This is a genomic window from Roseomonas sp. FDAARGOS_362 (assembly GCF_002754815.1).
Lineage (GTDB): Bacteria > Pseudomonadota > Alphaproteobacteria > Acetobacterales > Acetobacteraceae > Roseomonas > Roseomonas mucosa.
Genome location: NZ_CP024588.1, coordinates 130,993 through 150,866, shown reverse-complemented (window position 1 = coordinate 150,866; position 19,874 = coordinate 130,993). Strand labels below are relative to the sequence as shown.

Here is a 19,874-nt window from a genome sequence, read left to right as displayed (position 1 = left end):
CTCATACGGGCTCCTTAGCCACGCCGTCGCGTCCGGTCGAGGGGGGACGGAAGAGCGCGTCCGCCACCAGGGCGATCACGCCCAGCACGATGGCCGCGTCGGCGATGTTGAAGACATACCAGTGCCACCCCCGGAAGGAGGCATCGACGAAGTCGAAGACCGCGCCGAAGCGCAGCCGGTCGATGACATTGCCGATGGCGCCGCCGATCACCGCGCCCAGGGCGACGGCGACCGGCCGGGTCTCCGCCCGGGCCATCCAGCGCAGCAGGATCAGCGTGATCACCAGGGCAAGGCCGGCGAGCAGCCAGCCATGCCAGGGCGCATCCCCAGCCATAAGGCCGAAGGTGACGCCCCGATTCCAGACCATGGAAAGGTCCAGGCTGAAGGGCCCCGCCGAGAAGAGCGGGACATGGCCCCGCTCGGGCAGGCGCAGCACCTCTCCCATCCACCACTTGCTCGCCTGGTCGGCCACCAGGACCAGCACGGCGGCCACGAGGCCGAGCGGGATCATCCGGGCCGGAGTCGTGGGGCTGGGCATCAGGCGACCGCGGCCTCGCAGCGCAGGCAGAGATCGGCATGGCGCCGTCCAGGGGCACCGACCTCCGGCAGCACCCGCCAGCAGCGGGCGCATTTCGCCCCCTCGGCGGGGCGGAACTCCGCGGCGGGCGCCTCCGCCCCGGGGGCCAGTTCGAAGCCGGAGGTGATGCAGGTCTCGGCCCAGAGCTCCGGCGACAGCAGCCCGGCCTCGGCCTCCGGCAGCGCCAGCACCGGCGCAGCCTGCAGGCTGGAGCCGATCGTGCCGGCGGCGCGGGCCTTCTCCAGCTCCGCCGTCACCACGCCGCGCAGCTCGCGCACCCGCGCCCATCTGGCGGCCAGCGCCTCGTCCCGCCATTCCGCCGGGACCTCGGGGAAGAGCTGGAGATGGACGGAGTCGGTCTCGGATGGGAAGCGGGCCAGCCAGGCCTCCTCCGCCATGAAGGGCAGGACCGGCGCCAGCCAGGTGGCGAGGCAGCGGTGCAGCACGTCCAGCACGGTGCGGGCGGCCCGGCGGCGCGGGCTGTCCGCCGCATCGCAGTAGAGGCTGTCCTTGCGGATGTCGAAATAGAAGGCCGAGAGATCGGCGGCGCAGAAGGCATGGATCTCCGGCACCACGCCGGACCAGTCATAGCTTTCCACCGCCCCGCGGATGCGGGCATCGAGCTGGGTCAGCCGGTGCAGCACCCAGCGCTCCAGCTCCGGCAGCTCGGCATGGGGCACGCGCTCGGCCTCGGAGAAGCCGTCGAGATTGCCCAGCAGCCAACGCAGCGTGTTGCGCAGGCGGCGATAGAGCTCCGCCGTCTGCTCCAGGATGCGCGGGCCGATGCGCTGGTCCTCGGTGGTGTCGGCGTTCATCACCCAGAGGCGCAGGATGTCGGCGCCGTACTTCTTGGTGACTTCCTGCGGGGCGGTGACGTTGCCCAGCGACTTGGACATCTTCCGCCCGGACTCGTCGAGCGTGAAGCCATGCGTCAGCAGCGCCTTGTAGGGCGCCACCCCCCGGGTGCCGATGCTTTCCAGCAGGGAGGAATGGAACCAGCCGCGATGCTGGTCCGACCCCTCCAGGTAGAGATCCGCCGGAAAGGGCAGGCCACGCTCCGGCGTCAGGGTGAAGGCATGGGTCGAGCCGGACTCGAACCACACGTCCACGATGTCCATCACCTGCTCGTAGTCGTCCGGGTTCCGGCCGTTGCCCAGGAAGCGCTGCGCGGCGCCGGGCTTGTACCAGGCATCGGCCCCTTCCTCGCGGAAGGCGCAGACCACGCGCTCCAGCACCGCCGGATCGCGCAGCGGCTCGCCGGTCCGCTTCTCCACGAAGACCGGGATGGGCACGCCCCAGGCGCGCTGGCGGCTGATGCACCAGTCCGGCCGGGCGGCGACCATGGAGGTGATGCGGTTGCGCCCGACCTCGGGCACGAAGCGGGTGACGGCCAGCGCGTCCAGCGCCTTGGCGCGGATCTGGTTGCCGTCGTCCATGGCGATGAACCACTGCGGCGTGGCGCGGAAGATCACCGGCTTCTTGGAGCGCCAGGAATGCGGGTAGGAATGCCGCAGCGAGCCCTTCGCGGCCAGCGTGCCCATGCTCTCCATCGCGGCCCAGACGGGCTCATGCGCCTTGAAGACATGGATGCCGGTGAAGCCCGGCGACTGCACCGAATAGGTGCCGTCGTCGTTCACCGTTTCCGGCACCGGCAGGCCGAACTGGCGACCGAGGTTGAAGTCGTCCTCGCCATGGCCCGGAGCGATGTGGACGAAGCCCGTGCCCGCATCGGCGGTGACGAAATCGCCCGGCAGCAGCGGCACGTCGAAGTCGTAGCCGCCCTCCGCGGGCGCCCAGCCGCGCAGCGGGTGCGCCAGCACGGTGCCCGCCAGCTCCGCGCCCTTGAAGACGCGGCGGATGGAATGGGCGCCGAGGCCGGCCTCCTTCGCGAAGCTTTCCAGCAGCGGCAGGGCGACCAGCAGGTTCTCGCCGACCTTCAGCAGCGAGCCCTCGGCCACCCCTTCCACATGCAGCAGGGCGTAGTCGATCTCCTCGCCATAGGCGACGGCGCGGTTGCCCGGCATGGTCCAGGGCGTGGTGGTCCAGATCACCACGCTGGCGCCCGCCGCCGCCTCGGCCGGCGAGCGCAGCACGCGGAAAAGGGCGTGCAGCGTCGGGCTGGTATGGTCGTGGTACTCGACCTCGGCATCGGCCAGGGCGGTCTTCTCGACCGGGCTCCACATCACCGGGCGCAGGCCGCGATAGAGCGAGCCGTTCAGCAGGAACTTGCCGATCTCGCCCGCGATCACCGCCTCGGAGGAGAAGTTCATCGTGGCGTAGGGATGCTCCCAGTCGCCGAGCACGCCCAGGCGCTGGAACTCCTCCCGCTGCACGTTCAGCCAGTGGCCGGCATAGGCGCGGCACTCGGCCCGGAAGTCGAGAATGGGCACCTGGTCCTTGTCCACGCCGCCCCGGTACTTGCCCTTGGGGTTGCGGTACTCCTCCTCGACCTTCCACTCGATCGGCAGGCCGTGGCAGTCCCAGCCGGGGACGTAGTTCGCGTCCTTGCCCGACATCTGGGCGCCGCGGTTGATCACGTCCTTCAGGATCTTGTTCAGGGCGTGGCCGATATGCAGCGGCCCGTTCGCATAGGGCGGGCCGTCATGCAGCACGAATTTCGGCATCCCGGCGGACTGGGCACGCAGGCGGTCGCGCAGCCCGGTCTCCTTCCAGCGGCCGAGCCAGCCGGGCTCGCGCTTCGGCAGGTCGCCCTTCATCGGGAAGGAGGTGCGCGGCAGGAAGACCGTGTCGCGCCAGTCCCGGGCGGGGACGGTGTCGGGGGTGGGGGCGTCGTTCATCGGGGCAGTTCCGGGCGGTCGGCCATGGCAATGGCGGGGGAAGGCGCGAAGGACAAGGGGAACCCGGCCCTCAGCCGAGGGCCGGGCGGGTAATTCGCGCTGTGTGCCGCCTGGACATGGGCGCCTTATGCGGAGGCCGGTCCGTTCCGGTCAAGTCGCGCGCCATGGCGGGGCCGCGATGCTGCTGCGCCCGGTAGAGGCGCGCGGTCGGCGGCACGGGCCCGCAGGGCGGAAGCCCCGGCCGGAAACCCGGGAAAGCGGAGGCAGGAGGCGGGGAAACGGCGAAAGCCCCTCCGTCGCGGCGACGGACACCGGGGTGGCCCCCTCCCCGCACGGCGGGCGCAGGCCCTGGGAGGACGATCCGGCGTGCGCGCTGGAATGACCAGGACGTGGTCGCCGGGAAAGCATGGACGGTCCGTCGCCGGGCCGCCCGTCAACGGGGCTGGCCGCGGGCGGCCGCCTTGCGGCCCGTCGCGGGTCCAGCCCCTTGCGGCGCGGTTACTGGGCCGTGCGGGCGGCGCTGTCCAGCAGGCCGGCAGGCAGGCGGTCCATCTGCTGGCGGGCGACGATGTTGCCGACAAGGGAAGCACCCAGGGCGGCGATGCTAAGCACGAGAGCGAGCATGGCAGGAACTCCTTCGGTCCGGGCCGGTGGAGGGGGCACTGCGCCATCCTCCATCCGGCAGGACACCATGGGGGGGCGCCGGCGGCAGGCCGGAGCCTGTTTCGGTCAGTCGGCCATCCGCAGGCGCGGCGGCAGGCCGTTCGGGTAAAGCGTGCTCATCACGACCTGAGCGGCGACATTGCCGCCGGCGAGCGCCGCGAGAACAGCAACGAACACGACTTCAAGCATGGGATGACCTCTTGGCTCGGCCGGTCCGATCCGGTCCGAGATCTGAGCATCAAGATGCTTCGCTGCGCCGCGTCATTCAAGCATAAACGGCATGCCATGCCTTGCTGTTCTTGAATGCCTGAGTTGGCTCCAAGTCAAAATCCAGCGTGTCTTATGTAAGTCCCATGGTGTTTATCTTATGCATGACCAGAGCAATTTTATCATGTGTCATATAGAACACGAACCTGACCAGCCATGACGGTGGCCTGCCGCCTCGCAGGTCGGGCCGGCCAGTCCGTTGCGTACCGGTCATCGCATGTCTGCCGGGCCGGTGCCCGCAGGCAGGGGGGCGGCGGAACGGGCATGATCCGCGCCCCACTGCCGGACGCCACGCCCTACGGGCCGCGCGCCTCCAGGCCCAGCACCCGTCGGGCGTCCTCGGCATCCTGGGCGATGGCGGCCTTGAGCTCCTCCAGCCCGGCGAAGGTCGCGTCCGCCCGCAGGAAGTTCACCAGCCGCACCCGGATCTCCTGGCCGTAGAGGTCGCCGGAGAAGTCGAAGAGATGCACCTCCAGCCGGGTCTGCGGGTCCCCGCCCAGGGTGGGGCGGCGCCCGATATTGGCGACGCCCTTCACTTCCCGCCCTTCCGGCAGGGCCACGGTCACGGCATAGACGCCGCGCGCCGGCTCCAGGTGCCGGCCGAGCCAGAGATTGGCCGTGGGCCAGCCCAGGACGCGGCCCAGCTTGTCGCCGTGCACGACCTCCCCTGCGATCTCCCAGGCCCGGCCCAGGTCGCGCGTCGCACGCTCGGGATAGCCGTCCTGCAGGGCGCGGCGGATGCGGGTGGAGGACAGGGTGCCCTCGGCATCCGCCACGGGCGGCACCACGGACAGGCCGATGCCGCGCGCCTCCGCGGCCTGGGCCAGAAAGGCGATGTCGCCGCCCCGCCGGTGCCCGAAGGCGAAGTCGGCGCCGCAGGCCAGGTGCCGCGCCCCGATCCCGCGATGCAGCACCTGCTCCACGAAATCCTCGGCGCTCATCGCGGCCAGTTCCGGCCCGAAGGGCAGCGCATAGACGATGCGGCAGCCCGCCGCCTCCAGCGCCCGCCGCTTTGCCGGCAGGGGGGTCAGGCGGAAGGGCGGGTCGTCCGGGCGGAAATACTCGCGCGGATGCGGCTCGAAGGTGAGCGCCGCCAGGGGCAGGTCGGGCCGCGCCGCATGGGCCGCGCCCAGCACCGCCCGGTGGCCGCGATGCACGCCGTCGAAATTGCCCAGCGCCACGGCCGCGCCGCGCGCCACCGCCGGCACGCCGCGCCAGTCCGCGAGCAGCAGGCAATCCGCCTCGGGAACGGAAGGCTGGGCCATGGCCGGAACCCCGCTGCCGCCGCTCAGGTCTGGGCCGGGCTGACGATCCAGCGCGCCACTTCCGGCGGTCGGAAGGCGGCCAGCATGTCCAGCGCCTGTTCCGGCGTTTCCGCCCGCATGGCCAGCAGCCGGTGCTCGGGCTTCAGGAAGCCCTCCCCCTGCATCCCGTCCAGCGCCGCCATCAGGTGGTTCCAGTAGCCATCGACATCGAGGAAGACCGCGCCCTTGCTGTGCAGGCCAAGCTGCGACCAGGTGAGCACCTCGAAGACCTCCTCCATCGTGCCGAAGCCGCCGGGCAGGATCACGAAGCCGTCCGACAGCTCGGCCATCATCGCCTTGCGCTCGTGCATCGACCCGACGACATGCAGCCGCGTCACGGAACCGTGCCCGACCTCGCGCTGCATGAGCGCCTCGGGGATCACCCCGTCCACCTCGGCGCCGTTCGCCAGGGCGGCATCGGCCACCACGCCCATGAGGCCGACCTTGCCGCCGCCATAGACCAGGTCCAGCCCCCGCGCCGCGATCGCCTCGCCCAGGGCGCGGGCGGTTTCGGCATAGACCGGGCGGGCGCCGCTGCTGGCGCCGCAGAACACACAGACACGCTTCAACGTCTTCGTCTCTTCCATGGCCCTGATCTAAGGGCATCGGCGGCGCCGGGGAAAGCGCGTCCGGATGACGATCCGCTCAGCCGCCCCTGCCACCCCCCGCGAATTCCCGCCACCCCCCGATGGACAAGCCGGGCGGGCGGCGCGACACAGCCCGCTTTCCAACCGGGGACCTGCCGCCGGCGCCGCGCGCCCCGGAGACAGGCCGCCTTGCCGCGAGGAGCCTGCATGCCCGCCACCGAGATCGGAACCAGCGAGAGGCTGCTGGAGGAACTGCGCCTCTGGGTCGAGATGGAGACCCCCACCACCGATGCCGCCGCGGTGAACCGGCTGGTGGACCGTGCCGAGGCCGGTCTGCGGGAGGCCGGGGCCACGCTGGAGCGCATCCCCGGTCGCGACGGCTATGGCGACAACCTGATCGCCCGCCTGCCCGGCCCCGCCGGCAGCAACCGCAAGCCGGTGGTGGTCTGCGTGCATCTCGACACGGTCTGGGACAACGGCACCCTCGCCGCCTCGATGCCCTTCCGCGTCGAGGGCGACAAGGCCTACGGCCCCGGCATCTACGACATGAAGTCGGGCTCCTTCCTCGCCTTCCACGCGGTGCGCGAGATCTTGCGCCAGAAGGTGGCGACGCGCAGCCCGGTCACGCTGATCATGACGCCGGACGAGGAGGTCGGCTCCCCCACCTCCCGCGCCATCATCGAGCGCGAGGCGCGAGACGCCAGCGCCATGCTGATCGCCGAGCCGGCGGGCGGGCCGCAGGGCGCCTGCGTCACCGCGCGCAAGGGCGTCGGCCGCTTTGTGGTGAAGGTCCATGGCATCTCCGCCCATGCCGGCGGCAACTGGAGTGAGGGGCGCAGCGCCGTGGTGGCGCTGTCCGAGCTGGTGCTGAAGGTGCACGGGCTGGTGGACCTGGAGCGGGGCGTGACCACCAACGTGGCCCCCGTCTGGGGCGGCACGCGCCCCAATGTCGTTCCGCCCGAGGCCGGCTGCGAGATCGACCTGCGCGTCGCCAGCGAGGCGGACGGCGTGGCGATGGAGCGGGCCATCCTGGCCCTCGCCGGGGAGCGGGACGGAATCCGCATCGAGATCACCGGCGGCATGAACCGCCCGCCGATGGAGGAGACGGCGGAAACCCTGCGCCTCTACGAGACGGCGCGCGAACTGGCGCGGCAGGCGGGCTATGACCTGCCGAAGCAGCATCGCGGCGGCGGGTCGGACGGCAACTTTACCGCCGCGCTCGGCATCCCGACCCTGGACGGGCTGGGCTGCACCGGCGCGGGCGCCCATGCGCCGCACGAGCATATCCTGTGGCGTGACCTCGCCGCGCGGGGGCAGGTGCTGGCGGGATTGATCGAGACGCTCTGAGGCATCGCCGATGGCCGTGGTGGGGGCCATGGCCTCCGCCACGGGCTTGACACGGCCGTGGCGGAGGCCAAGGTAATACCCAGAGGGAACATCGGTATTACCGGAAGCAAGCCATGGCCACCATCGTCACCAGCAAAGGGCAGGTCACCATCCCGAAGCCGGTCCGGGACCTGCTTGGCATCACCACCGGCACCGCCGTCGAATTCCAGGTCGCACCGGATGGCCGGGTGGTGCTGGCACGCGCCGATGACGCGGCCGCCCCCCGCAGCCGCTTCGAGCGGCTGCGGGGGGCGGCCGGGCATGGCATGAGCACCGACGAGATCATGGCCCTGACGCGGGGCGACTGAGGAGGCGAGCGAGGCGGGTCCGGAGGGCGAACCTGGGGTATGACGCTGGTCGATACCAATATCCTGCTCGACCTGGCCACCGACGACCCGAACTGGGTGGACTGGTCCATCCGGCAACTCGATGCCGCGGCTGTCGCCGGCCCATTGCTGATCAACGACATCGTCTATGCTGAATTGTCGGTCCGCTTCCCGGCGATCGAAGCCGTGGATGCCTTTCTGGAAGAGGCTGGAATCGTGCTCCAGCCGATGCCCCGGGCGGCCTTGTTCCTGGCTGGCAAGGCCTTCCAGAACTACCGGGCACGCGGCGGGTCACGGACAGGTGTGCTTCCAGACTTCCTGATCGGCGCCCATGCTGCCGTCGCGAAACTGCCCCTGCTCACGCGGGATGTCGGACGCTACCGCAGCTATTTCCCCTCCGTCGCCCTGATCGCACCCGGAGCCTGACAGGCTTCCGTGAGTGCCCCCGGGGGGACACCCTCCCCCCGAAGCACGGCAAGGCTGCTCAGCCTCGCGAAGTGCGCTGCAGCGCCATCCAGACCTTCTCCGGCGTGGCGGGCATGTCCACCGGCTCGGCCCCGGCGGCGCGCAGCGCATCGGCCAGGGCGTTCATCACCGCCGGCAGCGAGCCGGCGCAGCCGGCCTCGCCGCAGCCCTTGGCGCCGACCGGGTTGGTCTTCGCCGGGACGGGGCGGGAGGCAGTGAGGATCGGCGGCAGGTCCTCGGCACGCGGCAGGGCGTAGTCCATGAAGGAGGCAGACAGGATCTGCCCGCCCTCGTCATAGGAGACGCGCTCCATCAGCGCCTGGCCGATGCCCTGGGCGACGCCGCCATGCACCTGCCCCTGCACCATCAGCGGGTTCACCTCGACGCCGAAATCGCTGACGGCGAGGTAGCGCACGAGATGCACATGGCCGGTCTCCGGATCGACCTCGACCTCGGCGACGTGGCAGCCATTGGGATAGGCCATCGGCTTGTCCTCGGTGACATGCGTCACGTCGAGGGAGCGCAGATCCTCCGGCAGTTCCGGCGCGGCCCGCATGCGCGCGGCCAGTTCCAGGATGCCGATGCCGCGATCCGTGCCGGCGATGGCGAAGCGGCCATTCTCCGGGTCGAACTCGATATCCGCCACGGCGGCTTCGAGGAGATGCGAGGCGGCCTCGCGGCCCTTCTCGATCACCTTCTCCGAGGCCTCGATGATCGCGGTGCCGGAGGACATCATGGAGCGCGAGCCGCCGGTGCCGCCGCCGTGCTTCAGCAGGTCGGAATCGCCCTGGATCAGCCGGATGCGCTCGAAGGGCACGCCGAGGCGGCTGCCGAGGAGCTGCGCGAAGGGCGTCCAGTGGCCCTGGCCGTAGTCGAGCGTGCCGGTGATGATGGTGACGCCGCCATCCTCCTCGAAGCGCACGCCGCCATGCTCCTTGCCGGCGGGGGCGGTGCATTCGAGGTAGTTGCCGAGGCCGCGGCCGCGCAGCAACCCGCGCGAGGCGCTTTCCTCCCGCCGGGCCGCGAAGCCGTCCCAGTCGGCCTGGCGCAGCGCCTCCTCCATCAGCGCGGTGAACTCGCCGCCATCGTACCGGCTGCCGGAGGCCGCGTCATAGGGCATCTGCTCGGGGCGGATATGGTTGCGGCGGCGCAGTTCCAGCGGGTCCATGCCGATCTGCGCCGCGGCGGCCTCGACCAGCCGCTCCATGTAGTAGTTGCCCTCGGGCCGCCCGGCGCCGCGATAGGCGCCGACCGGGCTGGTGTTGGTGAAGACCGACTTGGTGTCCACCTCGATCAGCGGCGTGGCGTAGTTGGACTGGACGTTCTTCACGAAGCCCATCGTGCCCATCAGCGGCCCGACCGTGGTGAGATAGGCGCCCATGTTGGCGAAGGAGGTCAGCCGCACCGCCAGGAAGCGTCCCTCCGCGTCCAGCGCCAGCTCCGCCACCGTCTCGTGGTCGCGCCCGTGCTGGTCGGACACGAAGGAGCCGGAGCGCTCGTCGGTCCACTTCACCGGCCGGCCCAGCAGCCGCGCCGCGTGGAACATGCCGGGATATTCCGGATAGACCGTGCCCTTCATGCCGAAGGAGCCGCCGACCTGTGTGGTCAGCACATGCACCTTCTCCACCGGCACCCTGAGGATGTCCTCGGCGATCTGGCGGCGCAGGCCGAAGACGCCCTGCGAGCAGGCGCGCAGCGTGTAGCGCCCGCTTTCCGCGTCATATTCCGCGATGGCGGCACGCGGCTCCATCGCGGCCACCACGATGCGGTTGTTGCGCAGCGGCAGCTTCACCCGGTGCGCGGCGGTGGCGAAGGCGGTGGCGACCTTTTCCGCATCGCCCGAATGCCAGTCCAGCACCACGTTGCCCGGTACGTCGTCATAGAGCTGCGGCGCGCCCGGCGCGGCGGCGGCGGAGGCCTCGGTGACGGCGTCGAGCGGGTCGATGTCCAGCATCACCGCCTCCGCCGCGTCGCGCGCCTCGGCCGGCGTCTCGGCGATGACGATGGCCACCGGGTCGCCGACATAGCGCACGCGGTCCGTCGCCAGCGCCGGGCGGACCGGCGAGGCGAGCGGGCTGCCGTCGCGATTCTTCAGCGGCATGGCGCATCTGATCGGGCCGTATTCCGCGAGATCGGCACCGGTGTAGACCGCCAGCACGCCCGGCATGGACTTCGCCTCGGCCGTGTCGATGCCGTTGATCACGCCATGGGCATAGGGGCTGCGCACCATCCAGGCATGGGCCTGCCCCTCGGCCTGCAGGTCGTCGGTGTAGTGCCCCTCCCCCCGCAGCAGCATCGGGTCCTCCCGTCGCGTGACCGGCTGGCCCACGGCGAAGCGCATGCGGCTGGGATCGGGCATGTTCGTATCGGGCATGGCGGAGCCTCCGGAAGCGGACGGATCGGTGTGCGGCCCAAATGGGGCGGGACAGACGAGGCGGGCCGTCAGCCAGTCCACCAACAGGGATGGAGGCAAAAACCGGGCTGGGACGGGGAATCCCGTCTTGGCTTGGCGGACGGCCGGGAGGATGGTGCGCCCGTTTCAACGCGAGGGGAAGTCTATGGACGGCGGCTGGCGCGCTCGGGCGGGATCGCCCTTCACCACGCAGAAGGCCCCGGCCAGCGGCAGCCGCGGCATGGCGGTGACCAACCACCCGCTGGGTTCCGCCGCCGCGGCCGAGATGCTGGCGGCCGGGGGCAATGCGGTGGACGCCGCCATCGCCGCCTTCTTCGCCCTTTCGGTGGTCGAGCCGATGATGACCGGGCCGCTGGGCGGCGGGCTGACGCATCTGCGCCTCGCCGACGGGCGCCACATCATCGTGGACGGGCTTTCCGCCGCGCCGCTGGCGGGGTCGGGGACGATGTACACCCCGGCCTCCGAAGACCCGGCGCGGCGCATGGAGACGCTGGGCCGGGCCAACACGGTCGGCCCCCTGGCCGTCGCCTCGCCGGGCGCGCTGCGCGCCTGGTGCGACATCCTGGCCCGCTACGGCACGCTGCCGCTCGCGGATGTGATGGAGCCGGCGATCCGCCACGCGGCCCGGGGCTTCGCCGTCACCACCTATCTCGCCGACTGCATCGCCGATGCCGCGGGCGATCTGGCGCGGGACCCGGAGATGGCGCGGGTCTTCCTGCCCGGCGGCACGCCGCTGAAGGCCGGGGCGCGGCTGGTCCAGGGCGACACGGCCGAGACGCTGCGCACCATCGCGCAGGAGGGGCCGGACGCCTTCTACCGGGGCGCGCTGGGGCAGGCCGCCTGCGACTGGTTCGCCCGCAACGGCGGCATCCTGACGCGGGAGGACCTCGCCAGCACCGCCCCGGTCGAGCGCGAGCCGGTGCGCGGCACCTATCGCGGGCATGAGGTGGTCGGTCCCCCCGCCCCCTCCGCCGGCGGCATGCACATGGTGCAGATGCTGAACTTCCTGGAGGGCTTCGACCTCCGTGCCCTGGGCTTCGGCACGGCGCCGACCCTGCACCGGATCGCCGAGGCGCTGAAGCTCGCCTTCGCCGACCGCGCCATGGTCACCGCCGACCCGGCTTTCGTGCGCATCCCGGTGGAGCGGCTGGTCTCCAGGCCCTATGCGGAGGAACGGCGGGCCGGGTTCGACCCCGGCCATGCGCGCGACTGGGCGCCCGGCGTGGCACCGCTCGACGAGAGCGCCGACACCACCCATGTCACCACCGCCGATGCCGCCGGCAACGTCGTGGCCATGACGCAGACCATCAACGGCCTCTTCGGCGCGCGGGTCCGCATCCCCGGGCTGGGGCTGATCCCCAACAACTACATGTGCAACTTCGACCCGCGCCCGGGCCTCGCCCAGTCCGTGGCGCCGGGCAAGCGCATCACCACCTCCATGGCGCCGACCATCGTGCTGCGCGACGGCAGGCCGGTCTTCGCGCTGGGCCTGCCGGGCGGGCTGAAGATCTTCGGCTCGGCCATGCAGGCGGTGCTGAACATGATCGACCACGGCATGAGCCCGCAGGAGGCGGTGGAGGCCCCCCGGATCTGGACCCAGGGCCTGGCGCTGGAGGCCGAGGGCGGCGTCGCCCCCACGGTGCGGGAGGAGCTGGCCGCCATGGGCCACGAGGTGGCGACGGTGCCGACCGTGGGCGGCGGCATGAACCTGATCGCCTTCGGGGAAGCGGGAATGATGACCGGCGCCGCCTGCTGGCGCGCCGACGGCACGCCCATCGGCGTGGCGGGCGGGCTGGCCAGGCCCGGCGTGCGCTTCGTGCTGGAACAGGCGCGCCGGTAACACCGCGCGCGACCGTTCCGTCACACGCCGCATGACGGAACCGGTCCCACAAGGCAGGGAGCGGCAGGCCGATGGACAGGGCCGCCTATGCCGCGCGCAAGGGCATCCGGAAGGTCGGGGCGGCGCCGGCGGGATGAGGAGGCCGGCTCAACCCGGCTCCTCGTCCTCCTCCGGCCGCCCGCGCTTCATGCGCCCGCGCGACAGCTCGCTCACCACGCCGTGCAGGGTCCGCAATTCCTGCTCCGTCACCTCGCCGCGCTGGAAGAGGTGGCGCAGGTTGCGGATCATCCCGGGCCGCTTCTGCGCGTTGCTGAGGAAGCCGCAGGCATCCAGCTCGGAGGTCAGGCGCCCGAGGAAGCCTTCCAGCTCCTCCTTGCTGGCGACATGCGTCTCGTTGGTCATGAGCTGGCGCGGCGGCGTCGCTTCGGCGGCGGTCCACCACTCATAGGCCAGCACCATCACCGCCTGGGCGAGGTTCAGCGACATGTGCGCCGGGTTCAGCGGATAGCGCACCAGCGTGTCCGCCCGCGCCATGTCCTCGTTGTCCAGCCCGGCGCGCTCCGGCCCGAACAGCACCGCTGCCCGCAGGCCCCGGCCGTTGATCCCGCGCAGGTCCTCGGCGGCGGCGCGCGCCGTGCGCACGGGGATGATCACATGGCGCGGCCGGGGGCAGGTGGCGAAGACGCGCTGGCAGTCCGCCACCGCCCCATCCACGGTCTCGTGCACCGTGGCGGCATCCAGGATGCGCCCGGCGCCGCTCGCCGTGGCCCAGGCGCGTTCCTGCGGCCAGCCGTCGCGCGGCGCCACGAGCCGCAGGTGGAACAGCCCGCCATTGGCCATGGCCCGCGCCACGGCCCCGATATTGTCGGCAAGCTGCGGCCGCACCAGCACCACGATCGGGCTCTCGCCCGGTGCCGGATGCAGGTCCGCGCCGCCATCCCGTCCCGTCATGCCCTCGCTCTCCCGCCTCGCGCCCGTGTCAGGCCGCGTGCATGCGTCGCCGGGCGCCCGGGAGCAAGGGGCCGCCGCGCGGGGCTCAGTTCAGCCGCTTGCGGATCGCCTCCAGTTCCTTGATCTCCCGCTCCTGCGCCGCGATCACGTCCTGGGCGATCTTCCTGATCTCCGGGTCCTTGCCATATTTCAGCACGGTCCGGGCCATGTCGATCGCCCCTTGGTGGTGCGGGATCATCCCGGCCACGAAGTCCTTGTCGGCATCCCCGGTGTAGGGGATGTCCATGGCCTTGTGCATCCGCTCCATCGCGGCACGGTATTCCGCCGTGCTCGGGCTCGATGCCGCCCTGCCCGTGGGCGGGGCCGTGGGGGCGGCGGGCGAGGCGCCATGGGTGCCATGACCGGCCATCTGCGCCATGGCGGGCTGGGCGAGGGTCAAGGTACCCAGCAGCAGCAGGGTGCGGAACATGGGGATTCTCCTTCCCGATCGTCTGGGCCGGACTCCGCCCGGCCCCTGGGAGGACAGGGCTGCGGCCTTCCCCTTGCGGGAAGGCAAGGGCGGCCCTCGCCCTTTCCGGACACGTTCGGCGGCGCGGCCCTGACCCATCCCAGTCATGTCCCGGGAACCGGAGTGTCATGCCCCTGTCACCGGCCCGTGCCATGCGTCCCGGCCCTCCCCGCACGCCGGAACAGGAATGCGCCGCCATGGATCACGCCGAAGTCGCCGCGCACTGGGAAGCCAATGCGGAGCACTGGACGCGTCAGGTCCGCGCCGGGATGGACGTGTACCGCGACGCGCTGAACACGCCGGCCTTCCTGGCGATGCTGCCGCCCGTGGCCAAGCTCGAGGGGATCGATATCGGCTGCGGCGAGGGCGCCAACACGCGGCAGCTCGCCCGGCTCGGCGCGCGGATGCGGGCGGTGGACATCGCCCCCACCTTCATCCGCCATGCGCGGGAGGCCGAGGCGGCGGAACCGCTCGGCATCGCCTATGGCGTGGGGGACGGCACCGCCCTGCCCTTCCCCGATGCGCGCTTCGACTTCGCCACGGCATTCATGTCGCTGATGGACATGCCCGACCAGGCCCAGGCGCTGCGCGAGGCGGCGCGGGTGCTGCGTCCCGGCGGCTTCCTGCAGTTCTCGATCCTGCACCCCTGCTTCGCCCCGCCCCGGCGGCGCGTGCTGCGTGACGGGGAGGGCATGGTGCTGGGAGTGGAGGTGTCGCGCTACTTCGACGACACCGGCGGCGCCGTGGACGAATGGCATTTCTCCACCCTGCCGGTGGAGGAACGCGCCGGCATCCCGCCCTTCCGCACGCCCCGCTTCTACCGCACCCTGTCGGGCTGGGTCTCGATCATCCTGGCGGCCCGGCTGCGCATCGAGGCGATGGGCGAGCCCTGCGCCAGCGAGGAACTGGCGCGGCAGGTGCCGACGGTGGCGGATACGCGGGTGGCGCCGCTCTTCCTGCATGTCCGGGTGCGGAAGGGCTGAACGGCGGAGCGCTCGTCCCGGACGCTCCGCCGCCGGCTCAGGCCCGGCGCCAGGTGGTGCCCTTCGGCCCGTCCTCCAGCACAACGCCCTTCGCGGCGAGATCGTCGCGGATGCGGTCTGCCTCGGCCCAGTCGCGCGCCTTGCGGGCGGCGAGGCGTGCCGCGATGGCGGCCTCGATCGCCGCCGCCTCGCCATCCGCTCCCCCTTGGCGCCAGCCCTGCGGATCGCTGGACAGCAGCCCCAGCACCCCGGCGGCCTCGCGCAGCGCCGCCGCCGCCGTGCCCGGCTCCGGCGCCTCGGACAGGCCGATGCGGCCCAGTACCACCGTCGCGGAACCGCCCACGGCGCCGATATTGGCCAGCGTGCGCAGGTCGCGCAGCCGGGCCAGCGCCAGCGGCGTGTTCAGGTCGTCGGCCAGCGGCTCCAGCGCCCAGGCGGCAAGGCGCGCGGCCTGTTCCTCGTCGGCCGCCGCATCGCCCGGGATGCGGGCCAGCAGGGCGTAGAAATCGTCCAGCTCCCGCTTCGCCTCCTCCAGCCGATCCAGCGTGTAGTCGATCTCGGAGCGGTAGTGGGTACGCAGCAGCAGCAGGCGGAAAGCCTCGCCCGCCCAGGGCCCGTGGGCCAGGATGTCGCGCACGGTAAGGAAGTTGCCGAGCGACTTCGACATCTTCTCGCCATTCACCCGGAGCATGCCGTTGTGCACCCAGTAATGCGCGAAATGGCTGCCGGGGAAGGCGCAGCAGCTCTGCGCCACCTCGTTCTCATGGTGCGGGAAGAGCAGATCCTGCCCGCCGCCATGGATGTCGAACTCCTCGCCGAGATACTTCCACGACATGGCGGAGCACTCGATATGCCAGCCGGGGCGGCCACGGCCCCAGGGGCTGTCCCAGCCCGGCGTCTCGCTGTCGGAGGGTTTCCAGAGCACGAAATCGCCCGGATCGCGCTTATAGGGCGCGACCTCGACGCGGGCACCGGCCAGCATCTCCTCCGGATCGCGGCCCGAGAGCCGCCCGTACTCGGCATAGGCCGAGACGGAGAAGAGCACATGCCCCTCCGCCGCATAGGCATAGTCGTTGGCGATCAGCCGCTCGATGATCGCGATCATCTCGGGGATCGTCTCGGTCGCGCGCGGCTCGTGGTCCGGCGGCGCGCAGTTCAGCGCCGCCATGTCGGCATGGAAATCCGCCGCCGTGCGCGCGGTGATGGCGGCGATGGGCTCGCCCGTCTCGCGCGAGCGCGCGTTGATCTTGTCATCCACGTCCGTGATGTTGCGGACATAGGTGACGCCCGGGAAGGCGCGGCGCAGGAAGCGCGCCAGTACGTCGAAGACGACGACCGGCCGCGCATTGCCGAGATGCGCGAGGTCATAGACCGTCGGGCCGCAGACATAGATGCGGATGTTTCCCGGGTCGATCGGCGTGAAGTCGCGCTTGCGCCGCTGGGCGCTGTCATGGAGCTGGATCTGCATCAACCGAAACTCATCCCGCCGAGGCGGTGAGCCGCTGCACGGCGCGTTCGCGCCCGATCAGCGGCAGAAGGGCCTTGAGGTCGGGCCCGTGTTCCTCGCCGGTCAGCGCCCGGCGCAGCGGCCAGAACAACAGGCGGCCCTTGCGCCCCGTGCGTCCCGCCAGTTCCGCCGTCCATCGCGACCAGGTGTCACCGTTCCAGGGCTCCTCGGGCAGGCAGGCGAGGGCGGCGCGGAGAAAATCCGCCTCCTCGGGCTGCTCGGAGGGAAGGATATCCCCCTCGACCACGTCGAGCCAGTCCTTTGCTTCCCCCAGCGTGTCGAGATTGCCCCGGACCGCCAGCCAGAACGCCTCCGTGGCCTCCGGCGGCAGCCGGTCGCGCACGGCGGCGAAATCCAGCCCGTGCAGGTATTTCCGGTTCAGCGCCAGCATCTGCCGCGGGTCGAAGCGCGCGGCGGAGCGGGACAGCCCCTCCAGCGACCAGCCCGCCACCAGATCCGCCGGCATGGCGGGCACCGGGTCGCGCGGAGCGCCCAGCGCGGCGAGGTAGCCGGCCAGCGCCGCCGGCTCGATCCCGTCGCGGCGGAACTGGCGCAGCGAGACGCTGTTCAGCCGCTTGGACAGGGGCGCGCCCTCGGCATCCACCAGCAGCGGCAGATGGGCGAAGCGGATCTCCCGCCCCATGCCCAGCGCGCCCATGATGTCGAGCTGGATGCCCGTGTTGGTGACATGGTCCTCGCCCCGGATGACATGGGTGATCCCCGTCTCCAGGTCGTCCACCACCGAGGTGAAGGTATAGAGGAAGGTGCCGTCCGCCCGCACCAGCACCGGGTCGGAGAGCGCCGGCAGCTTCACCCGCCGGTCGCCCAGCACCATGTCGCGCCACGCCGCCTCGCCGCCCGAGAGCTTGAAGCGCCAGTAGGGCCGCTTGCCGTTCGCCTCGGCCTTGGCGAGCTGCTCCGGCGTCATCCGCAGCGCGGCGCGGTCATAGACCGGCGGCTTGTTCTGGCGGCGGCGCTGCTCGCGCTTGAACTCCAGCTCCTCCTCGCTCTCCAGGCAGGGATAGAGCCGGCCCAGCGCCTTCAGCTTCTCCGCGGCAGCCTCGTAGCGGGCGGTGCGGTCGGACTGGCGCAGGAACTCGTCCCAGTCGAGGCCAAGCCAGCGCAGGTCCTCCTCGATCGCCCGGGCATATTCGGGCTTGGAGCGCTCCGTGTCGGTGTCGTCGAGGCGCAGCAGGAACTGCCCGCCCTTCTGCCGCGCAAAGAGCCAGTTGGCCAGCGCGGCCCGGGCATTGCCGACATGGATGTAGCCGGTCGGGCTGGGGGCGAAGCGGACCTTCATGCCTCGTCCTCCCCCTCCTCGTCATTCCCGTCCAGCCGGCGCGGGTCGAGGACGCGCCAGTTGCGCTCCTCGGCATCGGTGGCGCGCGTCGCGGCGAAGCCCTTCACCTCGGCGCCGCTGGTCCAGCCCTCGCCGCCGGCGCCGGTCACGTCGGCATCCTCGCCGAAGGCGAACCAGGCGGCGAGCACATCTTCGCCCGTCATGCCGGGGGCACGGCAGCGCTCGACCGAATCCCGCACATAGCGGCGGGCGAAGGCATTGGCATGGGCCAGGCTCTCGAAGCCGCGGATCGTTTCCACCGGCTCGGCGCCATTGCCGCCGGACAGGTCGCGGATACGGACGGCATAGCCGCCCTCGGGGGAGAAAAGGTCGCTCATGCCGGAAGCGTCATGCCAGTTGGGCCGTAAATCCGTTCGTGATCGGGGTGTGCCGGGCCGGGCCGGCGGGACCGATCCCCCAGCCCGGCGGCGAGGTCCGGCGCTTGTACGCGGCCCCGTCCATCAAACGCCAGACCCGCAGCACCGTCGCCCGGTCATGCCCGTCCCGCAGCAGCGCGTCCAGGGGCGGCCTGTCACCCGTCCCGGCCTCCCCCGCCAGGACCCGCAGGATGGGGTCGAGCCGTTCCACCGGGGGCAGGCCGGCGGGCAGGTCCGGAGCCGGAGCCTCGGAGGGGCGCAGCAGCACCTCGGTCAGCCAGCCCCGCTCCAGCCCCCAGCGGGCAAGCACGGCGGCCTCACTGTCGTAGAGGCCGGAGAGCGGCGCATAGGCCCCCGGCCCCATCAGCCCCAGCAGGTAGCGGGACCGCGTGCCGGAGGACAGCAGCAGCGCCCCGCGCACCTCGGCCAGGGCCTCCAGCAGCAGGTGGCGCAGGCGCGGCGAGACGTCGAGGTCCCGGGCCTCCGCCCCCAGCACCGAATGGACTGCGCCGGTCGCGGAGCCGGTCGGCAGCGTGTCCGTGCCGATGCCCAGGCGCAGGGCGCATTCCGCCGCCCGCCGGCCGGAGCGGATGCCGAGCCCCGGCAGCAGCACCGCCCGCACCCGCGCGGCGCCGATGGCCTCCACCGCCAGCAGGGCCGTCAGCGCCGCCGCCGGAGTGCCGTCCAGCTCCAGCAGGATCTCGCCATGGCCGTTCTTCATCAACTGGGCGCGCAGTCCGGTCAGCAGCGCCTCCCAGAGCAGCCCCGCCTCCCCGGGCGGTTCGGGCAGGGGCTGCGGCACCGCCTCCCAGCCCGCGCCGCCCTGCCGCCATTCCGAGATGCCCAGGGTCTCGGCCAGGCCGGGCAGGCGCAGGGCCAGACGGCGGTCGGCATTCAGGGCGAAGGAAGCGCCGTCGAAGGCAATGCCGTCCTGCGCCCCGACAAGGTTGACCGAGAGCAGCGGCAGGCCGGTCTCCACCACCCTGGCCACCGCCCGGTCGATGCGCCGCTCCGCCCCGCCCGGCCGGAAGGGATCGGCCTCCAGGGCCAGCAGGAGCTCGGCGCCGCTTTCGGACAGGGTCTCCGCCACGGCCGGCCCGGCGGCATCCGCCCCCACCATCACGCCCAGGCGCAGGCCGCGGAAGACCATCGGCCCGGGCGCCGGGCCGGTGGCGAAGAGCATGACATCCTCCGCCAGCCCGGGCTCGCCCGGCTCATGCCGCGCCCGCCGCGCGCGGACCTGCCCGCCATCGAGCAGGAAGGCGGCGTCGTGGCAGCGCCCGGCCTCGCGCCAGGGCGCGCCGAGCAGCAGGCCGGGCCCGCCATCCCCGGTGGCTTCGGCCAGATGCCGGATCGCCGCCTCGCAGGCGGACAGCACGGCGGGATCGCGCGCCAGGTCCTCCGGCGGCGCGCCCAGCAGGGCCAGGCGCGGCGCCACCAGCAGGTCGGCCCCCTGCGCAGCGGCCTCGGCGCGCAGCGCCAGGAGGCGGGCGACGTTGCGCCGTATGTCCCCCATCCAGGGATCGGTCTGGGCCAAGGCGATGCGCAGGGAGGCGGATTCTGGCATGACCAGGAGGCTAGAT

Annotated in this window: 18 protein-coding genes; 5 read left to right on the top strand and 13 right to left on the bottom strand. The window is 71.9% G+C overall.

Annotated features, from left to right (window positions below; translation table 11 throughout):
• Position 1 precedes the first annotated feature (1 nt).
• The 6 genes from lspA to CTJ15_RS05415 form a co-directional block, all read right to left on the bottom strand.
• Entirely contained in the window at positions 2-538 is a 537-nt protein-coding gene (lspA, locus tag CTJ15_RS05430; RefSeq protein WP_226946051.1) for a signal peptidase II, read from the bottom strand.
• Entirely contained in the window at positions 538-3,375 is a 2,838-nt protein-coding gene (gene ileS, locus CTJ15_RS05425; RefSeq protein ID WP_099781295.1) for an isoleucine--tRNA ligase, read from the bottom strand. Before ileS ends, lspA begins: the two co-directional genes overlap by 1 nt.
• 498 nt (positions 3,376-3,873) lie before the next feature.
• Complete coding sequence (locus CTJ15_RS25005) at positions 3,874-3,999, bottom strand: hypothetical protein (protein WP_019462330.1); 126 nt, start codon at positions 3,997-3,999, stop codon at positions 3,874-3,876.
• Positions 4,000-4,104: 105 nt separating this feature from the next.
• On the bottom strand, positions 4,105-4,227 hold the full coding sequence (locus CTJ15_RS25000) for a hypothetical protein (RefSeq protein ID WP_019462331.1): 123 nt from the start codon (positions 4,225-4,227) through the stop codon (positions 4,105-4,107).
• 374 nt (positions 4,228-4,601) lie between these two features.
• On the bottom strand, positions 4,602-5,570 hold the full coding sequence (locus CTJ15_RS05420; RefSeq protein WP_019462332.1) for a bifunctional riboflavin kinase/FAD synthetase: 969 nt from the start codon (positions 5,568-5,570) through the stop codon (positions 4,602-4,604).
• A gap of 23 nt (positions 5,571-5,593) precedes the next feature.
• Complete coding sequence (locus CTJ15_RS05415; protein WP_099781294.1) at positions 5,594-6,196, bottom strand: TIGR00730 family Rossman fold protein; 603 nt, start codon at positions 6,194-6,196, stop codon at positions 5,594-5,596.
• A gap of 207 nt (positions 6,197-6,403) precedes the next feature.
• Here CTJ15_RS05415 and CTJ15_RS05410 point away from each other — a divergent pair, with 207 nt between their 5' ends.
• The 3 genes from CTJ15_RS05410 (at position 6,404) to CTJ15_RS05400 (ending at position 8,334) form a co-directional block, all read left to right on the top strand.
• Positions 6,404-7,543: a M20 family metallopeptidase gene (locus CTJ15_RS05410; protein ID WP_099781293.1), complete on the top strand. Its 1,140-nt coding sequence runs from the start codon at positions 6,404-6,406 to the stop codon at positions 7,541-7,543.
• 113 nt (positions 7,544-7,656) lie between these two features.
• Positions 7,657-7,890, top strand: a complete 234-nt coding sequence (locus CTJ15_RS05405; RefSeq protein ID WP_027297158.1) for an AbrB/MazE/SpoVT family DNA-binding domain-containing protein — start codon at positions 7,657-7,659, stop codon at positions 7,888-7,890.
• 39 nt (positions 7,891-7,929) lie between these two features.
• A complete protein-coding gene (locus CTJ15_RS05400; RefSeq protein ID WP_075822775.1) occupies positions 7,930-8,334 on the top strand; it encodes a type II toxin-antitoxin system VapC family toxin in 405 nt (134 codons plus the stop codon).
• Positions 8,335-8,392: 58 nt separating this feature from the next.
• Here CTJ15_RS05400 and CTJ15_RS05395 read toward each other — a convergent pair whose 3' ends face one another.
• A complete protein-coding gene (locus tag CTJ15_RS05395; protein ID WP_075822776.1) occupies positions 8,393-10,747 on the bottom strand; it encodes a xanthine dehydrogenase family protein molybdopterin-binding subunit in 2,355 nt (784 codons plus the stop codon).
• A 184-nt stretch (positions 10,748-10,931) separates the two neighbouring features.
• Here CTJ15_RS05395 and ggt point away from each other — a divergent pair, with 184 nt between their 5' ends.
• Positions 10,932-12,626, top strand: a complete 1,695-nt coding sequence (ggt, locus tag CTJ15_RS05390) for a gamma-glutamyltransferase (RefSeq protein ID WP_075822777.1) — start codon at positions 10,932-10,934, stop codon at positions 12,624-12,626.
• Between the two features lie 147 nt (positions 12,627-12,773).
• Here the strand turns inward: ggt and CTJ15_RS05385 are convergent, their stop codons facing one another.
• Both CTJ15_RS05385 and CTJ15_RS05380 read right to left on the bottom strand, forming a co-directional pair.
• Entirely contained in the window at positions 12,774-13,577 is an 804-nt protein-coding gene (locus tag CTJ15_RS05385) for an RNA methyltransferase (RefSeq protein WP_075822778.1), read from the bottom strand.
• 85 nt (positions 13,578-13,662) lie between these two features.
• On the bottom strand, positions 13,663-14,046 hold the full coding sequence (locus CTJ15_RS05380) for a DUF305 domain-containing protein (protein WP_019460953.1): 384 nt from the start codon (positions 14,044-14,046) through the stop codon (positions 13,663-13,665).
• 236 nt (positions 14,047-14,282) lie between these two features.
• Between CTJ15_RS05380 and CTJ15_RS05375 the strand changes: the two genes are divergently transcribed.
• Positions 14,283-15,068: a class I SAM-dependent methyltransferase gene (locus CTJ15_RS05375; protein WP_099781292.1), complete on the top strand. Its 786-nt coding sequence runs from the start codon at positions 14,283-14,285 to the stop codon at positions 15,066-15,068.
• Positions 15,069-15,105: 37 nt separating this feature from the next.
• On the opposite strand, the gene cysS is transcribed toward CTJ15_RS05375, so the two are convergent.
• From cysS to CTJ15_RS05355, 4 genes are read right to left on the bottom strand one after another with little or no spacing between them, the layout of a single operon-like run.
• On the bottom strand, positions 15,106-16,536 hold the full coding sequence (gene cysS / locus CTJ15_RS05370) for a cysteine--tRNA ligase (RefSeq protein WP_171982289.1): 1,431 nt from the start codon (positions 16,534-16,536) through the stop codon (positions 15,106-15,108).
• A gap of 10 nt (positions 16,537-16,546) precedes the next feature.
• Positions 16,547-17,875 (bottom strand): glutamate--tRNA ligase, encoded by a 1,329-nt coding sequence (gene gltX / locus CTJ15_RS05365; RefSeq protein ID WP_019460950.1) that lies wholly within the window; start codon positions 17,873-17,875, stop codon positions 16,547-16,549.
• A complete protein-coding gene (locus tag CTJ15_RS05360) occupies positions 17,872-18,252 on the bottom strand; it encodes a hypothetical protein (protein WP_019460949.1) in 381 nt (126 codons plus the stop codon). The genes gltX and CTJ15_RS05360 overlap by 4 nt, the downstream gene beginning before the upstream one ends.
• Positions 18,253-18,262: 10 nt before the next feature.
• Positions 18,263-19,858 (bottom strand): nitrilase-related carbon-nitrogen hydrolase, encoded by a 1,596-nt coding sequence (locus CTJ15_RS05355; RefSeq protein ID WP_075823001.1) that lies wholly within the window; start codon positions 19,856-19,858, stop codon positions 18,263-18,265.
• Positions 19,859-19,874 lie beyond the last annotated feature (16 nt).